The sequence below is a fragment of the Jutongia sp. genome (genome assembly GCF_057878315.1).
The window spans coordinates 1-25,188 of record NZ_DBLXSO010000031.1; the positions used below are offsets into that span (position 1 = coordinate 1).

Sequence of the window (25,188 nt, forward strand, 5' to 3'; positions counted from 1 at the left end):
ACTTCTTAAAGCTTGCACAATCAGTATACGAGCCTAACGAATATGTATTTACATAATCCAGATCCACCGGCATTGTCAATTCTTTAATCCCAGTACAGTCTTCAAATGCATCTCTGCGTACATGTTCTAATGTATCCGGTAAAATAACTTGATTTATATTTTGACATCCTTGAAAACACGAAATATCTATTCTTTTAATATTGTTTTCAATTTCCATGTTCTTTACATCATCATTATTTTGCCATCCACGCCATCCATAATATGTAGAATTGATCCATTTTACATAGGTCAACGGCGTATGACCATCAAAAATTGCATTTTTCAGTTCTCCCTTTGTAGTATAAAACAAGCTCAAAATGGTCTCCAAGTTACTCTGAGTATAGCTGAAGCTGTCCATTTCTTCTTTTACTTCTTTACGCAACTGAACCAAATCAGATCTCGTTCGAATAGTGATGTTCATTTCATCCTGTAACTTTTCAAATGTCGATGTATTACTAATTGATTTTCTCCAATCTTCAAATTCGGATTCATTCATATTGACTGTATCTTCAAGATATCCGTCAATCGTTATCAAGATCTCTTTGTTATTCTGATTCTCCTTGTCAAATGCCGTCTGTACGCCCGATACAGTTATGTCACTCAATATATTGCTGATTGATTTCCCAATAAGACCATTTACGTTATAATGTGCTAAAATTTTCGCCAGGGTATCCATCTCTTTTGTTTTTGGTCCCAATAACCATCCTGCCAATTCAAACAGCATCTGGTTTTCTGGTTGAAAATATGCATCCCTGGTTCCTGCAATCGTTTTTAATGTTGCCACATAGCTATCTGTATTAAGAATACCTGCATACTCTCTTCCAAGTGCATTTTTATATTGCACCTTCATGTTATCATAAAACTTTTTATCAGTAGAAAGCGATAAACTCTTTCCATATCTTTGATATCCCCAATCTGCAAGTGGAAGCTCCGGAATAGCATCTCCCGGATTATTTATATTTATTACATTATCTAATGTTGTATCTGCTCCGATTTTGACCGCCGGACAGGCATAGGTATAGCCAAAAATATGATCTGCAGATGCCAGATCCTTATCTATTGTAAGTTCGCCTGCCACTATGTTGGCAACAGCGGCACCTCGGCTATGACCTGTAATCAAAAATATGTTATTCTTTGTTTTGATTTTACTCCGAAGCGTACTTAATACTCCATCTGCTGCTTTCTTAAAGCCGTAATGATAAGAATCTCCTGCTGCTCCCAATTTAAAATTGCTTAACCACTCGTCATTACCCGTTGTTCCTCGAATCGGCACAACATATGCGTTATATGTTTCCCCATTCAATGACACCTTTTTATAACCAATCGAAAAAGCAACAAAATCATTATCCTCATACGTTGCCTTTCGTACTCCGTCATAATTGAATGTTTTGCTAGCAACAAGTGTATAATTCATGCTTGACAAACAAGCTGTAATTTCCCTTTCATCGTATGCCGCAGTTGCAAGCCCCACCGTTACCTTTGCGAGATCAGTGGATAAAGTACCGCTATCTGCAGCAAGCATTTCATCCTGATATTCGAACGTCTGATAATATTTTTTATTATCTGATGTATAGGAATAATCTACATTGTGAATCGTATCTGAACTCTCAATTTCTTCCTGCGACACATTACTTTCTTCTGCATAGGAATGTATTAAGGCCGCCATCACAGCCACAAATACAATGACTAACATTACGATGTTCAGATTAAAAATTTTTCTTTTTCTATTTTTCCTCATAGTGCCTCCTTTATGCAATACAAAACAATCTCCAGCTACAACTATTTTTTAACACACATAATATGATGTATTGATTATACTAGAAAGCACTCTCGGAAATCTTTCCGTTTTTTTCTTATAAAATATTGCTGCTTTTAAACAATATTTGCCTTACGACCGGTACTCCACCACGTCATCCCATGCCTTTCTTGGCCGCGGTGCCGGAGCCTCATCTCCGTACCCCAGTGCCACAACGCCGGTAAGCTGATCCTTCGTTCCGATCTCCTGAACCAGCTCATTATAGGCAAAGCATGTGTTGGCGATCCACAGAGAGCCAATACCAAGCTCTGTCGCCCGCAAAAGCATATTTTCTACGGCTGCGCCGATTGAGAGCGAATCGCAGCTTTCCACGATCCTCTGCTCCGCACCGATCTCCTCATAAAATGTGCCGCCATTCGTATTTAAAACTGCCACCAGCACCGGAGCCGCCTTCATGATCTCCAGCGTATGAGCCGCGTCCGGCAGTCCATAAGCAAATCCGGGCAGATCGGTAATTCCGCTTTGCTCCCGCTTAAGTCCTGTCTCCATGGCTGCGACCAGCCGTTTCTTCGCTTCTCCACGATATACAATAAATTTCCACGGCTGTCTGTTCTTTGCGGAAGGTGCCAAAACTGCCGCCCGAAGAATGTTGTTAATCTTCTCCTCCTCCAGCGGGACGTCCTTATATTTCCGTATACTTCTGCGATCTGTAATAGCCTTCATAAACGCTCCTCCTGTTCCGGAATGTCACAAACTGCTCCTGCAAATTCAAATTCTGATTTCTTTTATTGTCGCACACAAAGCCCTATTCATTCAAGTTTTTTCTGCCGAAAATCCAAACGATTGATGCAACATTTTTTATTTTCGTGAAGATTTGTACTAAAACTTTTCTTATTTTCGTGAAGATTCGTGCTAAAACATTTCTCATTTTCGTGAAGATTCGTGCTAAAACATTTTTTATTTTCGTGAAGATTCGTGCTAAAACATTTCTCATTTTCGTGATTTCCTGTTATATTTTGTGTATTTTTGTGTTATACTAATAAGCGGAAAGCTTAAAAATATCGCTATGCGCAGGCAGCGTGCGCAGAAATGAGGGTTATTATGGTATTTCGAAGAAAAATATACGATAAACTCCTGAAATGGAAACAATTGTCTGCCGGTTCTTCTGCCATTTTACTGGAAGGAGCAAGACGTATCGGCAAAAGCACCGTTGTGGAGCAATTCGCCCAAAATGAATATAATGATTATATCCTGTTGGACTTCGCAAAGGAAAATACCGATGTGAAGAATAATTTTATTGAAAACATCGGCGATCTGGATGCGTTTTTTCGCAATCTGTTTTTGCTGAAGGGAAAGCAATTAAAGGGCAAGCGATGCGCGATCATCTTTGACGAAGTGCAGCTTTTCCCACAGGCAAGGCAGGCAATCAAGTATCTGGTGGCTGACGGAAGATATGATTATATCGAGACAGGATCTCTGATCTCAATCCGCAAGAATACAGAGGGTATCCTGATTCCATCCGAGGAAACCAAGCTGAAAATGTACCCGATGGATTTCGAGGAGTATCTATGGGCAATCGACGATACCGTCACCTATGATGCCATCCGGTCTGCTTTTGACAGCCGCAAACCGCTGGGCGATGCGATCCATCGAAAGATCATGAAAACATTCCGGACGTATATGGTTGTCGGTGGTATGCCTCAGGCTGTAGATGCCTATGTCCACGGCAAAACATTTGCTCAAATTGATTTTATCAAACGAAATATTCTGAATCTTTACGAGGAGGATCTTGCCCGTTTCGATTCCGAGAACAGCCAGCGTGCTTCGATCATATTCCGGACAATTCCGGAACAGCTTGAAAATAAAAACTCGCACTTTAAATTTTCACTGATCGATAAAAATGCCCGCTACCAGAATTACGTCAATGCAGTGAGCTTTGTCGCCGAGTCCATGATCGGCAATGAATGTATCAATGTTACAAAGCCCGAGGTGGCGCTGGAACTGTTTGCCGACAGAAGCAACTTCAAGCTCTACATGGGGGATACCGGACTTTTGGTCACGCAGATTCTGAAAACGCAGGAGGACAGCGATGAAGACATCTATAAATCTCTGATCTTCGACCGGCTCGGGATCAATCAGGGCATGGTGATCGAAAATATCGTGGCACAGATGCTGCGCGCTGCCGGACATGATCTGTACTTCCATGAATACACTTACGCTCCTGAAGGCTCTGCTGCAGAAAAGAAGTATGAGATTGACTTTATGACGGTCAAGAAAAAGAAAATCTGTCCGATCGAGGTGAAATCCTCCGGCTACACCTCACACAAATCGTTTGATTACCTGATTAAGAAATATCAGTTAAAAATGCAGGACCGCTACATTATATATACGAAGGATTTAAAATATCAGGATGGGATCCTGTATCTTCCACTCTATATGACGGCCTTAATATAAACACTATTCTTTTATACAATAAGGGTGACGTTTCAATTTCCATCATGAAAACGTCACCCTGTTTTTAATCTCTCTTAAAGATTTTTTATTTCTTTATAATCTTGCTTTCTACTCCGGCATCCTGTGTATTATCTCTTTAAGCCAGGCATCTCAAACGGGTCCATTGTCCATAGACCTTCTTTCCGTTGCTTACGGTATAAGCACGCACACGGATAAAATAATCCTTTCCGGCTTTCAATTTCTTTCCTTTATATTTGCGGATCACCTGCTTCGTCTGTGACTGCTTTGGCGAAAATGTCTGCTTCTGTTTGAAATTCTTTTTATTGGAAATCTGAATCTGACATCCCTTTATTGATCCGGGTTTATTCCATGTTACGGTAAAAATATGTTTAAAACTCCCAACAGACCAGTGGAAATTTCCCGTATCCGGCACTTCTTCTGTGGATGGCGCGGGCGTGGCAGTCGGCGTACTTTCGATTCCACCGGTGGTATCGCCAACCAGTGTCGTTTTTGATGATGTATCTAATGCCACCTGATAAGTAACCTCTTTGTTATCAGGCTGCGTCACGCTCTGCGCTGTACCGCGGCCAAAGCACTGTACCCAGTATGTACCGGATGAGGTAACAATACAGCCGACTCCGATTGATTTAAAGCCGGTATTTAAAATGTTCGCCTTGTGTCCGGACGAATGCATCCACAGCTCCATCGCCTGCTCCGGTGTGCCACAAAGTGTGTTGTTTCCCCTTGCAATATTTTCGCCGGACATTTTGCTGCTGGCGGTGAAACATTGTTCACCGTTCGGTCTTGTATGATTGAAGTTCACAACCGTCTCAGCTCCTCGGAGCATTGCTGCCGACAAAAGCTCCGCATCCATCTCAAGTGGCTGTGCACCAACCTTTGCACGCTCCTGATTTACCAGCTCCAGCACCTGAAATGCATGATCATATCTTGCTGTACCGGAAACATCCTTCGTTTCTGCTTTTGCACTCTGACCTCCAAGAATCATAACCAATCCAAACAAAACTGCCGCAAAAACAGTTCTGAGCCGATTTATTTTCATATTGATCACCTTTCCTTTCTTTTGATGATTCTTCCATTTATTGCAATCATTTCCACTTCTCTTTCCGATATCACCGGATCATTTTCTCCGGATCCGGTGAAGCTGCGGGCGCAGTGTGATCTCTGTCACGACCGCACCCTCTCTCATGTAGAGAATATCCCGTACCGTCTCTGCGATCTCCTCCGGAAGAAGATACGAAGCTTCCTCCTCTCCCTGAGCAAAGTCCGCATTTCGGTACAGCTCCGTTTTCGTCATGTCCGGCTGGATCGTCACAACACGCACGCCATACTTGCGCACCTCATCAAACAGGCTGCGTGAAAAACTGCTGAGCCCCGCCTTTGTCGCCCCATAGGCGCATCCGTGCGGATTGTTTAGCTGTGCCGTCACCGAGGAAATATTAATGATCGTCCCGGCACATTTCTTCAGATCCCTCAGTAACAGACTCGTCAAAACCATCGGCACTTCAAGATTTGTGCGGACCAGCTTCTGTATCTTCTGCGTATTTAATTCTTCATGAAGTCCATAATAACCCACACCGGCGTTATTCACCAGAAGCTGAACGCCTCCCTGCCGGCGGATCTGCTTAATCTGTCTTTCCAACTCCTGCGTATCGAGCAAATCACAGACGATCCGGTGAAGCATTCCCTTTTCTTCGTTCTGCGCATCTGTCCCATTTTCCGTACAGATTTTTCCCGTCAGATCTCGCTTTGTGTCAATTTGGTCCGGCTCCTCATCCGAAAAGCTTCGTCCAAAGCCATACACCTCGTATCCCATCTCCACCAGCATTCTGCTGATCTCTCTGCCGATACCTGAGGATGCTCCTGTCACGATCGCTCTTTTCTTCACCTGATCCCTCATACTGCTATTTCTTCCCTTTCTCCGTCTGTTATCAATCACTATTCCTTCCGCCGAAAGATCTTCTCCAGCCGTTACCTATTTCTTCCAACGGAAATCCTTTCCATCTATTGCCAATCACTATTCCTTCCACCGAAAGATCTTCTCCTCCGGAATCCATTCTCTGATCCGGTCCACCACATGCTGCTCCATCTCATTCATCAGTCTATCCGGATAATGGTACACACCTCCATCATTCACAAACGGAAACTGCACTACCGCACTGTCTCTCTGGCTGCGCCGCAGCTTCTTCATATAGTCCTGCGAGATCCGGAATGACCCCACACTGACATCCCACACCTGACTCATATCAATCTGACCGGCCACCTGATCAAGCATTGCATCATACTGCCTCTGCCAGTCCGAACAATAAATGATCGGGTCAAAACACAGGCGTACCGGAAATCCGGTTTCTATCGCCTTTGCCGCACAGCGGATTCTTTCTCTTAAAGCGGCAGTACCGTGCTCGCACTCCTTCCGGATCCGCTCCGGCGAAAGTGTAAAAGAAAAGATCACATTTTCGTTTGGAACCAATCTGTCCCATAAATCGATCCGACCGCATTTCGTCCTTATCTCGATGCGAAGTCCCGGATGAGTCCGCACGAAATCATTCCATGCACAGACAAAGCCTGTCAGGTCTTCCAAAGCCATCAGATCCGTATCATAGGAAACACACAGGTACACATCATGCTTCGCCAGTATTTCCTCCAGTTCTGCAAAAATATCTTCAATATTGACAAATATCACCAGGTTGCCCGACGGATACATCCCCTTCAGATAACAATATTCACAATTATAAATACAGTTCATTACACAGGAGGTATAATAGAAATATTCATTGCCAAAGCTCTGGCAAACCGGCGCTCCCTCATAGATCAGCCTTCCCTCCTTGGCGGCAACGATCAGCATCGGATGCTCCTCCTGACCTGCAATATCCTGTCTTTTCCGACAGAAAACGTCCTTATAATGGTGGATCGGTATCTGCACCGCTTCCGGAAATCTTTGAAGAATTTCACGGGTTCTCGGATGCTCTGCCACCGCCTCCTCCACATATATATGGGAAAATGCTTTATTATAATAATCTCTGTTTAAGCTCATCAAAACGCTTCTTCCCCTCTCTGCGGTCCCGGCAGGGAAGCTCTCCGTCCGCTCTCATCTGCTCTAACAGACTGTTATGATCAATACCTGCAAGTGTCCAATATCTGACACACTGAATGACCGCCAGACGCATTGTCTGCGAACAGTGAAGCTCCTCACAAAGTCTCTCTGTCTGCCGGCTGCATTCTGTCTCCCATTCCTTATCCCTCCGGTTCTGCGCTATGATCTGTCCGATATTTGATACATAGTCTTTGATCACATCCAATCCGTTTTCCACCGCCTGCTCTAATGTCTGCGGAGTTATCCTCTGGTCGGTTCCATGATCGGAAATCACCTTAATAAAGCTCATCTGATGTGGTCCCAGCCAGTATGAGCCTGCCTGATAGATTGCGGCACCCTCCATATCGTGAAGCACAACGGCTTCCCGGTTTGCCGCACGCTCTCTGCTTTGTGACAACAGATCTCCGTCCGCGACAGACTCTGCTGTGTCTCCGTCAACGGCAGACTCCGCTTTCTGTCTCAACGCTTCTGAATCTTCTGTCCCCCTCCATACGACCGGCTCTGTGATGAGCTGTGCCTCTGCAAACGCATGATGATACAGCATATCCGGATAATAAGTGTGTCCCGTATTTCGGTCAGTGAGCTTATGACACAGATATGCTTTGCCGGACATCTCGTCCGTACCAACTTCCCCGGCACACGTTCCGATATTGATCAGATGATCCTCGTTTGCTGCCCTATATCTGCCAAACACAGCCGCTGTCGCAGATGCCGCAGCGCACATTCCTGTTCCACTGATCACAAGCCGGATAGATGTGTCCGCATTTTCGTACACATCAAACGGAAGCCCGTCCTGCACTCTTTTCAGCGAAAATACACGGATCAGTGGCTTCGCTTCCGGGTACAACGCAGTAAATAAATAGATCAACGTTAAGACTCCTTATCTTAAATATTGCACATAACTTACATTTCTAAGATTGCTTATCATCGTAAGTTTCCAGAAAATGATGCTTCACGCCATCCTTTTTATAGGCGATTATCGTACTGAGATTTACATTCTCCACACTCTTAAAGATATTGCCCTCGACAAAAGGATTTGTTTTCTTCAGTTCACGAATGAGTTTTTTGATCTCCAGCCTCTTGGAATTGCTCTGTCCATCCTTATCGCAGGAAGAGCAGGTATCCGTGAATTTGCATGCACACTGAATGAAATGAAGTCCATTCGCATCACGCCACGCCTTAATATCGTCCTCACGGATCAGATAAAGCGGACGGATCAGCTCCATTCCCTCGAAATTAGAGCTGTGAAGCTTTGGCATCATCGTTTGCATCTGCGCTCCGTAAAGCATTCCCATCAGAATCGTTTCGATCACATCATCATAATGATGTCCCAGCGCAATCTTGTTGCAGCCAAGCTCTTTTGCCTTGCTGTACAGATAGCCGCGGCGCATTCTCGCACAGAGATAACACGGTGATTTCTCCACATGAAATACCGCCTCAAATATATTTGACTCAAAAATTGTAATCGGTATATTCAGTCTCCTGGCATTATTCTCGATCACCTTGCGATTCTCCGGACTGTATCCCGGATCCATCACCAGAAATACAACCTCAAACGGGAACTTGTGATGACGCTTCAGCTCCTGAAAAAGCTTCGCCATCAGCATGGAGTCCTTGCCGCCGGAAATGCAGACCGCAATCTTATCGCCCTCCTTCACCAGCTCATAATCATTGATTGCTTTGGTGAACCGGCACCAGATCTTTTTCTTGAAACGTTTGCGGATGCTCTGTTCTACCTCCAGGTAAAACGGCGTCTCCTCCTTCTCATCCTTTTCATTCTCTTCTTCCATCGTACCCATCAGCCATGCCAGATATCCGCCCTTCAGGCTGTATACCATATGCCCCTTCTCCTGCAGAAATCCCGCAGCCTCGAGACTTGTCTCGCCCTTTTTGCAATAGAGCACCGTCTTCCTGCCATCCTCCGGCGGCACCCAGCCGTCTGATATCTGCTGCTCCGGCACATGCTCTGCCCCCGGCAGATGTCCATAGGAAAATGACATTTCATCCCGGACGTCCACCAGACGATACTCGTCCGGACGCCATTTGCGCAATTCCTGTAATGTAATCTCTATATTCTCCATCATCTCTGTAACCTATGCCTTTCCTAACCATATCCCAGCACACTATACCGCAACATGTGCATTTTTTCAATACTGATCACATTCTCCCTCGGAGTGTCTCAATCTGCTGCCGGAGTTCATTGCATCTGTGCCTGTTCTCCTTAATCTGTTCCATCGTCTCCCGCCGCCTTTTGTCGCGACGGTATTCCAGCACAAGAAGTACTGCGAAAACAATCACGATCGGAATATAAGCCACATCCGTGATTTCAACAAAAAATCCCATCCAGTTTTTCATAAATTCCAGAGCAAGAAACCAGCCAACTAACAGCAGATACAGACCATATTTCTGCATGAGCGAACGTTCTCCCAAACTCGTCTGCAGTTCAGCATTCGCCCGCTGATAATTGTAGATCTGCCGCTCCAGCACTAAGATTGCCTCTGTATTTTTATTTTCCGTCTGCACTGTAATTCTCCCTCCTGCAGTCATTCCCACCACTGCTTAGTTCCACAACATCCTTTTGCGGTCATTCTTATATCGCCGTCCTCTTCCATGATATTCCTTCCGCAGGTCTTTTGTACTTTGCAGCTTCATCATTTCCCCTTAAGCTCCTGCGCGACCTCCCCACGGATCTTCTCACCGCCCTGACGATTCCATTCCTTTACAAACTCATCGAAATACGACAACGGCTTCTGCCCGGTAACAATCTCAAGATATACTTTCTTTTCCAGTTCTTCAAGCCGCCACCAGTTGCTCTTCATCGTCTTCGTCTCTCCAAAGAACAGTGACTTCACCTGTCTGGTCTGTCCCTTTCTAAGGACAGAGCATGCCGTCATCCGAGATGCATATGCAGCCCAGTCCTCCCAGGATTTCTGTGCGGAAGTATCCTTCTTCCGGTCAAGATATTTACTGCAGGAAATATAATACGCTCCCTCCAGAAGTCCCAGATCTTCAAGCTTTTTCCTGCCCTGGATCGCATCCTTCAAGGAATCATAGCACCGCATCAGGGCATCCTTGTAATCCACATTGATTGCCAGAGGACGTGCCGTCGGATCTACATTATCCTGATAGTAACGTTCCATTTCACGGACATCTTCTTCGTCATATCTCAGATCGTCAAAAAGCACACTGACAATCTTCATAACGATCTCCGGATGCTTGTACCCCTTGCGGACCACTACATACTTATCGTTTGGATTCTGTGAGGCAAAGGAGGTCTGACCATCTTTGTCCGTCTGGATCAGATACGGCTGCCACTCCGCATTCGGATTCTTCTGCATTGCAGACATCAGCGGATTATTCGGCGACCACCACGGTCCAAAAAAGGATCCACATTTGCCCGACACGATCAGCTCAATAATATTACTGCTCTCCCGCATCAGAAAATTATTGTCTAATGTCCCCTGCTGATACATCTGCCGCAGCTTTCCAAGCGCCGCCTTCGCCTCATTTTGCACGGATCCATACACAACCTCACCGTCTTTGTTGTAGATCCACTGCTTTGGAAATGCCCCGAAGCTTGCAAAAATAATATCGTTCTGATACTCATAGCTGTAACCGCAGCCGCCGGTCAGCTCATCGTCACAAACAAGCCCCACCGTCTCTCCTTTTCCATTGCCACCCGGATCCTTCTGTACGAATTCATGGACAATGTTCTCCACATCCTCCACCGTCTCCGGCGCATCCAGACCCAGCTTGTCCATCCAGTCCTTGCGCAGCCAGCAAAGGCTTGGTCCATCGTCAATATTTGTCTCCGGCAATGCCATCAGCTTACCGTCGAACGTTACATTATCCAGAATCTCACTGCCATAGCTGTTATAAATATCCTTGATCCGGCTGCTGGTACAATCCTCATACACCTGTGTCAGATCCTCAATCAAATCATTGTCCACCAGAAGCTGCAGCATATCCATATCATTGACCACCATCACATCCGGCAGTTCCCTGGACGCGATCGTCATCGACACGGTTTCCTGATAATTATCGTTTTCGCCTGCCTCAAAGACATCCTTATTCTGAATATTCAGCTGTTTCTTCAGATATCTGGTATAACCATTATCCTCGTAGGTATCCCCTTTCGGTAAATTGGAATTGTTCATTCCGGTCATTTTCCCGAGCGTATATATGACCTCCTCCGGGTACCTTCCAAACGGTGTTGTCTCTGCGGTCTTCCATTCCTGTGTATGTTCCGCCGTATCTTTCTTCTCGGTCTGCTGTTTATTGCAGCCGGTCAGAACAAGGCAGCCCGCCAGAGACAACGCGATCATCCTCTTTAATATATTTTTTATCACTATCTCGAAACTCCTAACTTCGCCATAAGTGCTTCCTGCAAAACCTTAGATACATTTAAATGAGACTTTTCAGCCTCCTGATTTAACCAATTCGGAAGGGTCACATTTCGCCTTACCGCTTTATTGTCCAATCTGTTTCGATACACAACCAGATCCACATCTACCAGTGAAAGAATACTCTTCCCTTCTTCTGAAAATGTTCCTTTGGAAATATCTATTTCAGACATAACAGAAGGTTGTTTAACTTTCTTCCCCTCATCCTCCGCAGTGATACAGCTTAGACCTATCGCATCTCTCGCCATCATCATTGCATCAGCCATAGTGCCTTTAGGTTTTCCCTCTTCATTAGCCTCTGTCAATATTCCAAGATCCGGTACCTCAATCAAAATATTTGTATCAACATCTGTAAAAATCACTGGATATGTCACCTTCATATTATCAACCTCCAATAATAATTTATATACTAAGATAATATTCTTATAATCCCCACTTTTTCAATATTGCTTTTGCCAACCGCTCATTAAGTTCTCGGTGTCTCGGAATTTTTTCTTCATCGTCACCTCTTTGATATATATCATGGTTTCCACCATGACGTACAAACTCAAACCCTGCGCTTTCCAGCTTTTTCACTAAATCTCTTTGCTTCATTCACATTCCTCCTCCCTATCTGCTTATATTATACACACTCTTTACACATCGGTCAATTATTAAATGTGTATTATTTACACATTATTTTAATATTAAAACACGATATTACATTTCCCATCATATGGAAATCTGCAATATCGTGTTCATTCATAGAGGCTGTTTATGTTATCATAGTAGTCTTTCCGCAGCTCCGGAAATTCTCTTTACATTTACCCCTTCACCGCTCCGGTCAGTCCGTCTGTGTAACAACGCTGCATAAACAGGAACAATACAGCAATTGGGATGGATACACAAACCGCACCGGCGGCAAACCGGGTATACCACTGGTAAATGTTTTCCTTTTCCAGCATGTTCCAAAGTCCGATCGCCACGGTGTAATACTTGGCATCCGTACCGATGATGACCTTCGCCAGCACGAAGTCGATCCATGGAGCGATAAACGAGGTCAGCACCGTATACACAATAATGGACTTTGATAATGGAATCGTGATCCGCCGGAACACATTCCATTTCGTGGCTCCGTCAATATACGCTGCCTCATCGATGCTGCGCGGGATCGTATCGAAAAATCCCTTCGCCACATAGAACTGCAGGATACCGGAGCCTCCGGCATACACAAGCACAAGCGATACAAGCTTTAAGACGCCCTGCGTCATGCCGATTCCCTTTAAAATATAGTAAATTGCGATCATTGCCATAAATCCCGGAAACATTCCAAGAACCAATGCCACATTCAGGAGGAGCTTTCTGGACTTAAAGCGGAGCCTTGAAGTCACATAAGCAATTGATACAATGAAAAACGTAGACAAAATACAGGAAAAGATCGCAACCACCAGCGTATTCAAAAACCACTGTGGAAAATTAAATACATCTGTGTCCGTAAAAAGGGACACATAGTTATTGAGTGTCAGCTTATCCGGAAAGAAAGTGCTGGAGTAGGAGCCCTTTCCTGCCCGGAAGGATGTCATGATCACCCAGAACAGAGGAAAAATCCAGATCAATGCCAGAATGGTCAGACACGCATGCACTATAAAATTCGTAAATTTCTTTCGAATGCGGTACTTATTCATTATTGGAATCCCTCCTCATTCTTTAATGCCCCTGTCTTGTGGTACGCCCACAGGGAGAATACAGCCGACAGTATAAATACCATGATCGAGATAACCGCAGCATAATTGTAATCCTTAAAGTCCATGGTCAGCTTATACAGCCAGGTCACTAAAAGATCGGTCTTACCGGCGGTTCCGTTGTTGTAGCTTAGTGCTGCCGGAGCACCCTTTGTCAACAGATAAATGACATTAAAGTTATTGATGTTTCCGATAAACTGTGTGATCAGGTATGGCGTTGTCACAAACAGCATATACGGAAGTGTGATCTTGAAAAACTGGACCACCGCATTGGCACCATCCACTCTGGCAGCCTCATAAAGATCTGCCGGAATATTCTGAAGGATACCGGTCACCTGAAGCATTGTATACGGAACACCGACCCACAGGTTTACCACAATGATCGTAATTCTTGCCCAGGTAACGTCGGTCCAGAAAGGAAGACTTTTCTGGATCAGCCCAAGCTGTTTGAGAAGAACATTGATCGAACCCTCCGGCTGCAGCATGGTTCTGATGACCAGAAGTGATACAAACTGAGGAATTGCAATGGACAATACAAAGATAAATCTCCACATACTCTTCCACTTTGTGTCTTGACGATTGATCACAATGGCGAGGATCATTCCCAGTATGTAATTCAAAAATGTTGCAAAAACCGCCCAGACGATCGTCCAGCCAAGCACATGCCAGAATGCTGTTCCAAGTCCGCTGGAGCTGTCTAAAAGTTTTCCAAAGTTGCTGAAACCAACCCAGTCAAATAATTTTCCGGGTGGCTGATGATTTCTGTCGTAATTTGTAAATGCGATCGACGCCATAAATACAAGCGGAAGTATTGTAAACGCAATAATACAGACGATTGGTCCGGCAAGCAGTGTCTTATGCAGGTTCTGATCAAGCAGAGCCGCCAGATCCTGGCGAAAATTCGGAACTGCTTTGCCTTCCTGCTGTAAAAGCTGTGCCTGATATGCCGATTTCAGAGAGGATCTCCACAAAAGCACAAATGCGATGACTGCAATGATCGCCAAAATTCCATAAAGCAGTATCAGCATGGAATTATCACCGGAAGTATACTCATACACCTGTGCCGCTTCATTAAATACTTCCCCGCCTTCATTAGTGCCAAGCGTCGTAAGACCGCCAAGCAGTCCAACTCCACTCACAACCATAAAGGCAATAAACAGAATCTCTGCTGCCAGATATAACAGACCCTTGACGATCTGCTTTCTGCATATATTGCCGGCCCCCATGATAACCGCACTGAGACGGGTAAATATATCCCCATGCCTCAGTGCATTTTTCACGGAAATGACCTTTGCATGATCCATCATATTTGCCATAGGACATTTCTCCTTTATCCCTTACTAATCCTCCGACCGCTTTTTACTGCAGCACGGATATTACCGGAAATGTGATCTTTACAGACCGTTGCTCAGAATACCCTTTACCATTTCCTTTGTCTTCTTCTCTGCATTTGCCTCTGTTACATCGCCCTGAACGATTTCTTTACCCATCGTCTCTGCCGGTGTCCAGTAGCTTCCCATCTCAGAGAGAAGTGGCTGTACAACTGCCGCATTGGCAATCTCATTTGCCTGTGCCTTGATCACAATATCCTTTGTTACAGCAGAATCAGCTGCAAGTGTTTTATTGATCGGAGCAATTCCTCTTGATTCAAAACGGATCTTCTGACACTCTTCGCCTGCAAGGTAACGTGCAAGTGCAACTGCCACATCCTGATTCTCGCATTTCGGGTTCACACCAATTGCCTTACTTCCGGCGAAGGACTTCATCTGACCTTCCTGTCCGTTAATTGTCACAGTTGGAAGCTGTACAGCTGCAAAATTCTTTCCAAGTGCTTCCTTAATTGCCTTTGCATCCCAGGAACCACTACAGTATGCTCCCAGCTTGCCGTCCTTAAATTTCGCAATACTGCTTCCGTCCTTCTCACAGGAGAACTTCTTGTTCTTTGCAAGATTTACCATGTACTTTGTTGCTGCCACACCGGCGTCGCTGTCCCAGTCGCAGCCTGCAGATGCGTCAGTTCCGTCTCCGAAGAGTGTGCCGCCTGCAGCATAGTAGAACGCTTCAATGTACCAGCTGTTGTCCAGTGGGAATGCAAAGTTTGTAACGCCATTTCCAAGATCCTTGGACATCATCTTATCGAGAGATTTTACCTCGTCCTCGCTGAACTTGCTCTTGTCATAGTACATGAACCATGTATTTGATGTGTACGGAATTCCGTACACACTGCCATCATATATTACGGAGTCGATCATTGCCTTTTCGTTGTTCTCGTTGATCTCATCAACTGTCGTTCCTCCAAGCTTTGAAAGAGCACCTGCTTCAACTAATGTTGGAATCTGGTCATTTGCGTACATATAAACATCCGCTGCCGCATCCACATCCTTTGTCACAACGTCCTTGGCATCTCCCTCGGAGCATACGCCATACTCAAATGTAATATTCCACTCCGGATGCTCTTCATTAAAGGAATCACACATTGCCTTCAGGATACCATCTTTGTAGCCCTTCATTTTTGCCTGATCCTCCTGCGGTCCCCATACCGTCAGTTTCACATCCTTTGTCTCTGTCTTGGCACTGCTTCCGGCATCAGCCGAGCTTGCCTTGTCTCCTGTTGAAGATGTTTTACCACACCCGGTAAAAACCGATGTAACCATTGCTGTTGTCAGCAATAACGCACATAATTTTTTCGCTCTCATAACGAATTCCTCCTCATTCTTTTTCCATGCAGCAGGTTCATTCCTGCTGTATTTATGTGATAAATTCATTATAAAAGCTGGCAAGTTTTGGGTAAATATAAGGTATTTTAGAAACATACAAGATTTTCGTGTTATATGTTGTTTTATGAATTCATGACATGATACATATACACGTCTTCCAGATCAATACTGTCCTTGACCGGCAAAGCCTCCTCCGGCAGTTCATCCCCCACGATGCGCACACGAAGTCCCTCCCGTCTCTGATAAACATTTCCGACACAGTATTTTGTCTGAAGCTGCTCCAGATCCTCCAGCTTACACGGCAGCTCGCCCACCTTTCCCTGCATGCCGTCGATCAGCTCCATCGGCGTCCCCGTTTTACAGATCCTTCCGTCCCGGATCATGATCACATCCTTCGCAATACATTCAATATCGCTCACAACATGCGTGGCAAAAAGCACGATCATTTTCTGCGCCACCGTGGCAATATAATTCCGGATATTGATACGCTCACTTGGATCCAGTCCCGCCGTCGGCTCATCAAGGATCAGAATGCGAGGCTCTCCCAGAAGTGCCTGCGCCAGCAGAACACGCTGCTTCATACCGCCGGAAAAGCCACCCACCTTTTTGCGGCGGACCTCCCACAAATTTACCACCTTCAAAAGCTCCGCAATCTGCTCCCTCGCCCGGGCAGGTGCGATCCCCTTGACTGCCGCCATATATTTTAAGAACTCCTCCGCCGTATAATTATCATACAGTCTCTGCTGCTGTGGCATATATCCGAGAAGCTCCCTGTACTTTGCTCCCAGCGACGTGATCTCATAATCGTTGTACAGAACCTCCCCCTTGTCCCGCTCAATGCTGTCCGTCAATATATTGATCAGCGTGCTTTTGCCCGCTCCGTTCGGTCCAAGCAGTGCATGCACGCCCGCATCCAGCGTAAGACTCACATCGTCCAGTGCTGTTTTATCTCCAAACCGTTTTGTCAGATGAGATATCCTGATCTCCATATGCTTACACACCTTTCCTCTAAAATATATTTCCCAGAAGCAGCGGATTTAACAAAATATAACGCAGAATCTGCACTCCACTCAGATACAAAACCAGCGGCACTGCAAATACAGCAGCCGAATATACCATTGTCATGATGAAGCTTTTGGCGCGCCGGCAGATCAGATAAATGCAGACCATCAACAGCAAAAGACCAATGTAACGCATCGCCAAGATCAAGATCAGATAATCCGCCACCGTCAGTCCCGACAGCTTCATCGGAATATGGGACATGCAGGCAACCGAGCAGTTCCAGCCCTTCGTCCCGAATGCACTTAATATACGATAAAGTTCGCTGCCGTACACCATTGCGAAGATCACAGTAACAAGTCCGGCGCCGATCCACAGCTTCGCACTTCGCAGATCCTTCCTCCCGAGAGGTGTCGTTTTCAGCAGCCGCATCATTCCCGTGTTATACTCGATCGAATAGATGCCTGCCACCGCCAGGATCACCATAAGCACACTCTCCAGCGCCAGCAGTGCATCCCGTTTCCATGCCTCCTCATAACCGGTCAGCTGCTCATAGCCTCTCTCATAATAAAGACCGCCGCCCGGTATGCTGTAGCTGTAGTTTAAATGACTGAGCAGTGACATAAATCCTTTCGTCTTATTTCGTTCCTTGGTGTATCCATACTCGATCCGTGACCGAACCGCCTTCGAGGAGGACTGATGCTTTTCATCGTGAATCTTTTTGTCCATCTCAAGCCGTTCCTGCTGCCATTCCCGAATCTTTGCCGCCGATGCCTTTGTATACGGTCCGGACACCTGATCGACATATTGCTTATAATAGACATCCGAGTCGTCATTATACAGCATGGTAACCGGCTTATAATTCCACAGAATCAAAACCGCAAATCCTGCGACAAACAGAAGCATATGTTGATAATGCAGTATCTTTTTTGTTTCCCCGTAAAATAAACGATAACTGCGAATCTTTCTCTGCCGTTTCCCCTTTGGCAGAATGCGATGTCCGGCACGGGACGTGATCTTCTGCTCACTAAAGATTAACACGGTTGCCGCAAGCAAGAGTGCTCCCGCGATCACACAGACAACAATACTGACGGTAATATAACTGACCGGAAAACCGTACAGACCAATATTCCGATATACTGCCATCATATCCCCCGTATGCAGAAATCCCATGATATTAACATACTTAAAAACCGACAGCCAGCTGTTCTCCGGTATCCCCCAATACAACACACTGCTTATCCCAAGGACCCCTGCAAAGCTGACAAACAGCTTCTGTGTGTTTCCGCAGACCGTCATCAGAAACAGGATCACAAGCATCACCAGAAAATACGCCAGAAGCTTCAGTCCCAAAAACAGGACAATGCTCTGTCCAAGCTCCGCCTTCACGCCGGTGCCGATAAAGCCGCTTACGGACTGCAAACATGCATGCAGATCCCCCAATCCGTAAAGTCTCCACGCCACCAGTATATTTTCCAGATATAAGAGCAAAAGCACCTCCGCCGTGAACATCATCAGCGCCACTGCCTTTTGAAGGATAAATGGTCCTCTTCCCCGTTTCATTGTGCGGATAAAGACATATTCTCCCCGCTCCTTCTCCTGCATAAAGCTGATTGCTGCCGCCGCAAAAAGGACCATCAGCCCGGCGATATCCGTTTGAAAGAACAGAAAGATAATATGCCAGCCTCTGGAAGGCACAACCGCCAGCGTTTCCCCCCGAAACCTGCGCAGCTTCTCCATTACCTTTGCGGCGTCCTTCCTGTCATATTTGCTGGTCTTTCGAAATGCGTCAAACACTTCACTTTGCGAATAGTCCTGCTCTCTCGCATCCAGATAATCATCATAGCTGCCGGCATGGGAAGTCTCATCCTGCAGTTCACTGTAACCAATGCGACGCAGATAATCCACATTCTGGTTATTCGACTTTTTCTCCAGATAACGCTTTGCCTTTTCCGGCTGCATATTCTTTATCTCACGGTACACACTGCGATAGCAGGATACGGTTGCCTCCGTCCATCTATCACGACCGTATTCACTCCGCAGGATCAGGAACAGATTTAACAAAAGTCCCGCCACCACAAATGCAGCTACCGTTCTTTTTTTCCACAGCTTTTTATGTTCTCTCCACATACCGGACGACTCCTTACTTCCATGCGTTGATCTGTTTTGCGACCTCAGAACAGAACTTATTTATCTTCCGCATCGAAATTCTGCCCATCAGACCGTCATACTCATCATCAAAGTTCTTCGCCTGCCAGATATCTTCCCCCTTCTGCAGTGCCGGTATATATACCTCAAGGTCGCCCTCATATCCGTCCGTATCCGGCTGGAAGCCAATCAGCGGAGATGCCGCAGCATTGTAGGACTGCAGATATTTCTTACGATGTGTCGCAGACTCCACATCCGTGTCAAGTTGTGTCGCTGCGATCTGATTTCCAAAATCCGTTCTTCTCCAGATCACACTTAATGCATAATCCTTTGAATAATCACAGACTACATTATTTTTCACCTGATAATTTCCCTTCCGGATATCATACAGCATCAGATCCGCGATCGTCTGATCCGTGTATGCCAGCATCAGAAATGTCTCTGCCTGATCCTTGCAGTTAGACGCAGCCGCCACACCGGTAGACATATTACAATTTGAAAATACAATGTGCTTTGGACGTACCACATAAGCCGACTGCTTCTTTATTTCCTCACTGCATGGACCGTATCCGATCGTTACCAGCCAGTCTCCCTTTTTCAGTGCCGTCTCTATTTTCTTAACATTCTTATTCGTATTTTCCTGATCGTAAAGTTTGTTTTTTTCTGAGAGCCATCCCTTCTTATACCATTCATTAAATGTCTGATATACGGCACGAACACTCTTATCTTCATACCACAGGGAAGGCTTTTTGCTGTTGCGGTTCAGCGCAAGACCGAGGCAGTAATCACTGTCCGTAAAATCGGACAGGTTTCCTCCCGCCAAATTGGATTGCAGGATCACCGGATATTTCACGCTCTTTACATTTGCATTGGTAAGGATCTTTCCGACCTTTTCCAGCGTATCTGCATCGCCGGCTGATGCTTTATTTTTCAATTTATTGCTGTAAGCAATATAGATTCCTTCATAAGTCTGATTCGAATTTGGGACAGAATAAATCTCGCGGTTAACCTCAACCTTTTTCCAGTCAAGCTTGCTAAACTGTGCCTTCAGCTTCTTTCCATCGGCCGACAAAAACGAGGTCAATGGTTCAAAATAACCGGACTTCAATGTTGCTGCCGCCTGATTATCCGTTGCATGGTTTGCCGGTGCCTGCAGAATATCAATCTCCGGATGCTGCTTTGCAATATTGTCAATATCCGAATCCTGTACATTTGTGAAAGCAACCTTAAAATCATACCCCTTTTTCTTTAAATAACTGTTGATCTCCTTAACGGCTTCATCCGATGGCAGATTATTATCATTCACACCCCAGATCACCGTATCGTCCGGATCAATATTTTCTTTATTCTGATCTGCTGCCGCCTCTTCCTTTGATTTCTCCGGGAACTGATATTTTCCCTTTTCCAGCTCCTTGATTGGAATCGCACAGCGTTCCATATGATCATCGCTCCAGAATAGATCCCCATAAATATAATCTCCTGCAACACCCTGCGGATGACAGTCTACAGCCGGAGACGCAATACACGTCTTCTTCGTTGTTTTTCTGTCATAACGATACCAGTCATACTTTTCCCTCTTTTTATTCCATACCACATAAAAAATGCTGTTTTCTGTTGTTACAACTCCCCGATATCCACTGTCACATTCCCTGTGCTTTTCCGTTGCAGGAGAACTGTAGATATGATAACTGTCGCCAGTCGGCAGATTCGTTGCAAGCAAATTTCCGGAATAATCCTGATCATAACACCAGTTTCCGTAAAACGTATTACTGTGATTGCCATCCTGCGGAATGATAGTGTACAGCGATACATCCGACAAAGAAAAATCGCCCCGCATCAAATGCGAATGTTTACTCATATACTTGATCCGGTTTTTATCCGTCATTTTATTATATTTCTTTGGATCAAATCCTGAATCATAGTAAGTATAGTATGCCCATACCCTTTCTGTTCCCATAGACATTGTAGAAATGGTCGGACATGCATTTTTTCCTAACATGCCATCCTCCGAAGATCCTTCCTTCAGATAAATACACTGATAGCTCCAGTCGTTCATATTGATAACATACAGACCGCTCTTCTGGTCAAAGGATCCATATTCAACATATTTTCCCTTTTTGGTATAACGGCCATACTCTATAAATCCGACCACCATATGCATGCCATCGCACAGCATCCCCTGAATGATCATTCCTGTATTTTCTTTTCCCTTGAGAGACAAAATCTTTTTCTGATTGCCACCCGTCAGATCCTGTTTCCAGATTTCCATCGGCGTATTTTCTCCCAGTGGATCCGCCGGTATGTAATAAAGTCTCTCTCCACTCGGAACAAATGCTGCGACATGGTTAAAATCAGCCTCACAGCCGGATGGTTTCATGCTGTCCATTTTATGCTCGCAGTTTGTCTTTGTACATACGATCGACTCCTTACCGCTTGCCGCATCCAGATAATACAGAGCACCGTTATCCGAGCTGTAATACATACCACAACTTCCGTACGCCTCTCCCATAATATAAGTCGACAGCCCACTAAAACTGTGCTGACTTTCCGACGAATCGTTTTCTTTCCCTGTACCGGTCTGTTTCGTGGACCGCTTTGTCCGACGATCCGGCATATTCTGCACCACAACTGCCCCCAGCAGAAATACAAGGCACAGAACAACCGCTGCTATAATTCCCTTTTTCACGTTCGATCTTTTCATGAAATCCCTCCTCTGATATATTCAACGAAACATTTCATATATCAATTTATCGTAATTTCATGATAGCATGGAATCGCCGGCAAAGGGATTAAGAATTCCTTACGTTTTGAAAGGGCTTTCCGCCCATGTAATTCAAAATTAGCAGTTGCTAATTTTTTCATTTCATCCTATAATTTTGATGCAGGATTGCGAAGATCACATAGCAGTCCATGGCATCAGCTTAGGGACAGATACCTTTGCCCCTACATCACAATATAGAAAAGAGAGGTTACGAGATGCCTGTTTTTGATTTTAACCAGGAAAAGAAAGATGCCGTAAAGGCAGAGAAGACATACGAGTTAGTATACTCCAGCGAAAGAGTGCCGGATGCTTCCCATCCGATCATGCTTTTAGACAATGGAGAGGAGAAGCTCTCACATCATGCTTCCGGTATGTTTACCGCTCCCACCAAGGGAACCGCATTTGTCTGTGACGAAGAGAAGACATCGCATGACATTCTTCAGATCGATGCACGTTTTGAGAAGCTGGTCAAATGGCTCGGTGAGAATCATATCATGGTGAAGCTTTCCGGTGCCAGCACCGATAAAGGTTATGCCGTTTATAAAATTTACGAAACCGGTGTGGCAATGAGAGGAACAAAGCTTTCCGGCGAGAATGGATTCCTGCAGTTTATGATCGAGCGCCTTTTGCAGAGCGATGCTCCGTCCAAGGAGGTTGTTGATTTCGATCAGATCGAGGATTCGGATGATATGAAGCTGACAAGCATCCAGAGCATCACCGATTATCTGATGTGCGCAGGAAGCACACTGCCGGACAATATCCGTCTCTGGGCGAGACGTAATCTTGCCGTAGCCAAGTCTACCGAGGTGACACCGGAGGAACGACGCCACGCACAGCGCGCACTTTCGATCATGTTAAATATCCAGTGGAAGAATACGGATTTCCAGCCGATCGATCCGGTCGAGGCTAGAAGAATCCTGGATGAAGAGTTGTACGGACTTGACAACGTAAAGCAGCGTATCATTGAAACGATCATTCAGATCAACCGTACCCATACACTGCCGGCATACGGTATCCTTCTGATCGGTCCTGCCGGTACCGGTAAATCCCAGATTGCCTATGCCGTGGCAAAGATCCTGAAAATGTCCTGGACGACACTGGAGATGAGTTCGATCAACGATCCGGAGCAGCTTACCGGAAGCTCCCGAATTTACGCAAATGCAAAGCCCGGTCTGATCATGGAAGCATTTGCGAATGCAGAAAGCTCCAACCTCTTGTTTATCATTAACGAGCTTGACAAGGCATCTGCCGGCAAAGGCAACGGAAATCCGGCGGACGTACTGCTGACTCTTTTGGACAATCTCGGATTTACGGACAATTACATCGAATGTAATATTCCGACAACAGGTGTTTATCCGATTGCAACCGCCAACGACAAGGACGCGATCAGCGCACCTCTGATGTCGCGTTTTGCCGTGATCGAGCTGCCGGACTACAGCCTGGAAGAGAAGCGTGTGATCTTCACACGTTTTGCAATGCCAAAGGTATTAAAGAGAATCGGACTTCGCAGCGAGGAGATCGTGATCACCGATGAGGCATTAGATGAAGTAATGGAGATTTTCAAGGATACCTCCGGCATCCGCGATATCGAGCAGGCGGCAGAACACATTGCTGCAAACGCACTGTACCGTATCGAGGCAGAGAAGATGGTCTGCGTCACCTATACGGCGGAAATGATCCGCGAGCTTTTGAAGTAAGTCATTATTTAAGGTAAAAAATACAGCTCAGATTTTTAAGAAATCTGAGCTGTTTATTTTTCTGAAAATATTCAACAGATAATTATTTCGTCTTATCCTTCTTTAACTCGTTCATTCTCATTGCACGAACCTTCAGTGGAAGACCCCACAATGTGATGAATCCCTCTGCATCATGATGATCATACATATCACCTGTTGTGAAGGATGCCAGTGACTCACTGTAAAGAGAATATGGAGAAGTTGTTCCGTTCTTGATGATATTGCCCTTGTAGAGACGAAGCTTAACTTCACCTGTCACATACTGCTGAGTAACATCTACAAATGCGGAGATTGCTTCACGAACCGGTGTAAACCACTTTCCTTCGTATACAATGCTTGCAAGCTTGCTGCCAAGCTCCAGCTTAAGTGCGATCGTATCACGGTCAAGAACAAGCTCCTCAAGCTGCTGATGAGCCTCCATAAGAATAGTTCCACCCGGAGTCTCATATACACCACGGCTCTTCATACCAACAACACGGTTCTCAACGATATCAACAATACCGATACCATGCTTTCCACCGATCGTATTCAGCTCACGGATGATGTCAGCAACCTTCATCTTCTTGCCGTTCAGAGCGGTAGGAACACCCTTCTCAAAGGAAATAGAAAGCTCTACATCCTCATCCGGCGCCTTCTCCGGTGTAACGCCAAGAACAAGCATATGATCATAGTTTGGTGCCTGAGCAGGATCCTCAAGTTCAAGTCCCTCATGGCTGATATGCCAGATATTTCTGTCACGGCTGTAAGACTGATCTGTTCCGAACGGAAGATCAATGCCGTGTGCCTTACAATACTCAATCTCTGCCTCACGGGAATCCATACCCCATCTGTCATCACGCCATGGAGCGATTACCTTGATATCCGGAGCGAGTGCCTTGATACCAAGCTCGAAACGAATCTGATCGTTACCCTTACCGGTTGCACCGTGGCAGATTGCAACAGCATTTTCCTTGCGGGCGATCTCTACCAGCTTTGCAGCGATCGTAGGTCTTGCCATAGCAGTTCCCATGAGATATTTATGTTCGTAAACAGCACCAGCCTGTACACAAGGCATGATGTAGTTCTCGCAAAGATCATCAACAACATCTTCAATATAAAGCTTGGATGCTCCGGAAAGCTTTGCACGCTCCTCTAATCCATCGAGCTCCTCACCCTGTCCACAGTCGATACAGCAGCAAACAACCTCATAGCCGTATGTTTCCTTTAACCATGGAATAACTGCAGTTGTGTCAAGTCCGCCTGAGTAGGCTAAAATAACCTTATCCATCTTTTTCTCCTCTTTTCTTTTATTGTGAACACCTGGTTCCAACTTATAATAATATCAAATCTATAATAGCGTATA

The 25,188-nt window shown here is 45.4% G+C and carries 20 protein-coding genes; 2 read left to right on the forward strand and 18 right to left on the reverse strand.

Annotated elements, in window-relative coordinates:
- Window positions 1-1,777, reverse strand: a 1,777-nt coding sequence (locus ACZLMD_RS08470; RefSeq protein ID WP_489495547.1) for a leucine-rich repeat protein, incomplete at its 3' end; no start/stop codon positions are given.
- Window positions 1,778-1,927: 150 nt separating this feature from the next.
- Window positions 1,928-2,518, reverse strand: coding sequence for a nitroreductase family protein (locus tag ACZLMD_RS08475; RefSeq protein ID WP_489495548.1), 591 nt, complete (start codon window positions 2,516-2,518; stop codon window positions 1,928-1,930).
- 378 nt (window positions 2,519-2,896) lie between these two features.
- Here ACZLMD_RS08475 and ACZLMD_RS08480 point away from each other — a divergent pair, with 378 nt between their 5' ends.
- The gene (locus tag ACZLMD_RS08480; protein ID WP_489495549.1) at window positions 2,897-4,249 is read left to right on the forward strand and encodes an ATP-binding protein; all 1,353 of its coding nucleotides are present in this window, start codon (window positions 2,897-2,899) and stop codon (window positions 4,247-4,249) included.
- A gap of 136 nt (window positions 4,250-4,385) precedes the next feature.
- Here ACZLMD_RS08480 and ACZLMD_RS08485 read toward each other — a convergent pair whose 3' ends face one another.
- From ACZLMD_RS08485 to ACZLMD_RS08555, 15 genes are all read right to left on the reverse strand, one after another.
- Complete coding sequence (locus tag ACZLMD_RS08485; RefSeq protein WP_489495550.1) at window positions 4,386-5,309, reverse strand: CAP domain-containing protein; 924 nt, start codon at window positions 5,307-5,309, stop codon at window positions 4,386-4,388.
- A gap of 78 nt (window positions 5,310-5,387) precedes the next feature.
- Window positions 5,388-6,167, reverse strand: coding sequence for an SDR family oxidoreductase (locus ACZLMD_RS08490; protein ID WP_489495551.1), 780 nt, complete (start codon window positions 6,165-6,167; stop codon window positions 5,388-5,390).
- 117 nt (window positions 6,168-6,284) lie between these two features.
- Window positions 6,285-7,301 carry an SPL family radical SAM protein gene (locus ACZLMD_RS08495; RefSeq protein WP_489495552.1) on the reverse strand — a complete coding sequence of 339 codons (1,017 nt, stop codon included), beginning with the start codon at window positions 7,299-7,301 and terminating at the stop codon, window positions 6,285-6,287.
- Complete coding sequence (locus ACZLMD_RS08500; protein WP_489495553.1) at window positions 7,276-8,229, reverse strand: hypothetical protein; 954 nt, start codon at window positions 8,227-8,229, stop codon at window positions 7,276-7,278. The genes ACZLMD_RS08495 and ACZLMD_RS08500 overlap by 26 nt, the downstream gene beginning before the upstream one ends.
- 43 nt (window positions 8,230-8,272) lie before the next feature.
- Window positions 8,273-9,445 (reverse strand): PP-loop family protein, encoded by a 1,173-nt coding sequence (locus tag ACZLMD_RS08505; protein WP_118559075.1) that lies wholly within the window; start codon window positions 9,443-9,445, stop codon window positions 8,273-8,275.
- Between the two features lie 73 nt (window positions 9,446-9,518).
- A complete protein-coding gene (locus tag ACZLMD_RS08510) occupies window positions 9,519-9,884 on the reverse strand; it encodes a hypothetical protein (protein WP_022305503.1) in 366 nt (121 codons plus the stop codon).
- Window positions 9,885-10,012: 128 nt separating this feature from the next.
- Window positions 10,013-11,710: an extracellular solute-binding protein gene (locus ACZLMD_RS08515; protein ID WP_489495554.1), complete on the reverse strand. Its 1,698-nt coding sequence runs from the start codon at window positions 11,708-11,710 to the stop codon at window positions 10,013-10,015.
- Window positions 11,710-12,144: a type II toxin-antitoxin system HicB family antitoxin gene (locus tag ACZLMD_RS08520; protein ID WP_418619015.1), complete on the reverse strand. Its 435-nt coding sequence runs from the start codon at window positions 12,142-12,144 to the stop codon at window positions 11,710-11,712. Before ACZLMD_RS08520 ends, ACZLMD_RS08515 begins: the two co-directional genes overlap by 1 nt.
- A gap of 43 nt (window positions 12,145-12,187) precedes the next feature.
- Window positions 12,188-12,358, reverse strand: coding sequence for a type II toxin-antitoxin system HicA family toxin (locus tag ACZLMD_RS08525; RefSeq protein WP_455058281.1), 171 nt, complete (start codon window positions 12,356-12,358; stop codon window positions 12,188-12,190).
- Window positions 12,359-12,567: 209 nt separating this feature from the next.
- A complete protein-coding gene (locus ACZLMD_RS08530) occupies window positions 12,568-13,428 on the reverse strand; it encodes a sugar ABC transporter permease (RefSeq protein WP_022305506.1) in 861 nt (286 codons plus the stop codon).
- Entirely contained in the window at window positions 13,428-14,801 is a 1,374-nt protein-coding gene (locus tag ACZLMD_RS08535; RefSeq protein WP_118559071.1) for a carbohydrate ABC transporter permease, read from the reverse strand. Before ACZLMD_RS08535 ends, ACZLMD_RS08530 begins: the two co-directional genes overlap by 1 nt.
- A 78-nt stretch (window positions 14,802-14,879) precedes the next feature.
- Window positions 14,880-16,181, reverse strand: coding sequence for an extracellular solute-binding protein (locus ACZLMD_RS08540; protein WP_118559070.1), 1,302 nt, complete (start codon window positions 16,179-16,181; stop codon window positions 14,880-14,882).
- A gap of 143 nt (window positions 16,182-16,324) precedes the next feature.
- On the reverse strand, window positions 16,325-17,191 hold the full coding sequence (locus ACZLMD_RS08545) for an ABC transporter ATP-binding protein (RefSeq protein ID WP_022305509.1): 867 nt from the start codon (window positions 17,189-17,191) through the stop codon (window positions 16,325-16,327).
- Window positions 17,192-17,210: 19 nt separating this feature from the next.
- The gene (locus ACZLMD_RS08550; protein WP_489495555.1) at window positions 17,211-19,331 is read right to left on the reverse strand and encodes a hypothetical protein; all 2,121 of its coding nucleotides are present in this window, start codon (window positions 19,329-19,331) and stop codon (window positions 17,211-17,213) included.
- A gap of 13 nt (window positions 19,332-19,344) precedes the next feature.
- Window positions 19,345-22,050: a hypothetical protein gene (locus ACZLMD_RS08555; protein ID WP_118559064.1), complete on the reverse strand. Its 2,706-nt coding sequence runs from the start codon at window positions 22,048-22,050 to the stop codon at window positions 19,345-19,347.
- 275 nt (window positions 22,051-22,325) lie between these two features.
- On the opposite strand from ACZLMD_RS08555, the gene ACZLMD_RS08560 reads away from it, so the two are divergent.
- The gene (locus ACZLMD_RS08560; RefSeq protein ID WP_489495556.1) at window positions 22,326-23,807 is read left to right on the forward strand and encodes an AAA family ATPase; all 1,482 of its coding nucleotides are present in this window, start codon (window positions 22,326-22,328) and stop codon (window positions 23,805-23,807) included.
- Window positions 23,808-23,889: 82 nt separating this feature from the next.
- On the opposite strand, the gene ACZLMD_RS08565 is transcribed toward ACZLMD_RS08560, so the two are convergent.
- A complete protein-coding gene (locus ACZLMD_RS08565) occupies window positions 23,890-25,113 on the reverse strand; it encodes an argininosuccinate synthase (protein WP_022305514.1) in 1,224 nt (407 codons plus the stop codon).
- Between the last annotated feature and the right edge of the window lie 75 nt (window positions 25,114-25,188).

Excerpts from the sequence above, each read along its gene's own strand:
- ACZLMD_RS08475 (WP_489495548.1), bottom strand. The coding sequence starts at position 2,518 with ATGAAGGCTATTACAGATCGCAGAAGTATACGGAAATATAAGGACGTC.
- ACZLMD_RS08480 (WP_489495549.1), top strand. The coding sequence starts at position 2,897 with ATGGTATTTCGAAGAAAAATATACGATAAACTCCTGAAATGGAAACAA.
- ACZLMD_RS08485 (WP_489495550.1), bottom strand. The coding sequence starts at position 5,309 with ATGAAAATAAATCGGCTCAGAACTGTTTTTGCGGCAGTTTTGTTTGGA.
- ACZLMD_RS08490 (WP_489495551.1), bottom strand. The coding sequence starts at position 6,167 with ATGAGGGATCAGGTGAAGAAAAGAGCGATCGTGACAGGAGCATCCTCA.
- ACZLMD_RS08495 (WP_489495552.1), bottom strand. The coding sequence starts at position 7,301 with ATGAGCTTAAACAGAGATTATTATAATAAAGCATTTTCCCATATATAT.
- ACZLMD_RS08505 (WP_118559075.1), bottom strand. The coding sequence starts at position 9,445 with ATGATGGAGAATATAGAGATTACATTACAGGAATTGCGCAAATGGCGT.
- ACZLMD_RS08520 (WP_418619015.1), bottom strand. The coding sequence starts at position 12,144 with ATGAAGGTGACATATCCAGTGATTTTTACAGATGTTGATACAAATATT.
- ACZLMD_RS08525 (WP_455058281.1), bottom strand. The coding sequence starts at position 12,358 with ATGAAGCAAAGAGATTTAGTGAAAAAGCTGGAAAGCGCAGGGTTTGAG.
- ACZLMD_RS08530 (WP_022305506.1), bottom strand. The coding sequence starts at position 13,428 with ATGAATAAGTACCGCATTCGAAAGAAATTTACGAATTTTATAGTGCAT.
- ACZLMD_RS08535 (WP_118559071.1), bottom strand. The coding sequence starts at position 14,801 with ATGGCAAATATGATGGATCATGCAAAGGTCATTTCCGTGAAAAATGCA.
- ACZLMD_RS08540 (WP_118559070.1), bottom strand. The coding sequence starts at position 16,181 with ATGAGAGCGAAAAAATTATGTGCGTTATTGCTGACAACAGCAATGGTT.
- ACZLMD_RS08545 (WP_022305509.1), bottom strand. The coding sequence starts at position 17,191 with ATGGAGATCAGGATATCTCATCTGACAAAACGGTTTGGAGATAAAACA.
- ACZLMD_RS08550 (WP_489495555.1), bottom strand. The coding sequence starts at position 19,331 with ATGTGGAGAGAACATAAAAAGCTGTGGAAAAAAAGAACGGTAGCTGCA.
- ACZLMD_RS08555 (WP_118559064.1), bottom strand. The coding sequence starts at position 22,050 with ATGAAAAGATCGAACGTGAAAAAGGGAATTATAGCAGCGGTTGTTCTG.
- ACZLMD_RS08560 (WP_489495556.1), top strand. The coding sequence starts at position 22,326 with ATGCCTGTTTTTGATTTTAACCAGGAAAAGAAAGATGCCGTAAAGGCA.
- ACZLMD_RS08565 (WP_022305514.1), bottom strand. The coding sequence starts at position 25,113 with ATGGATAAGGTTATTTTAGCCTACTCAGGCGGACTTGACACAACTGCA.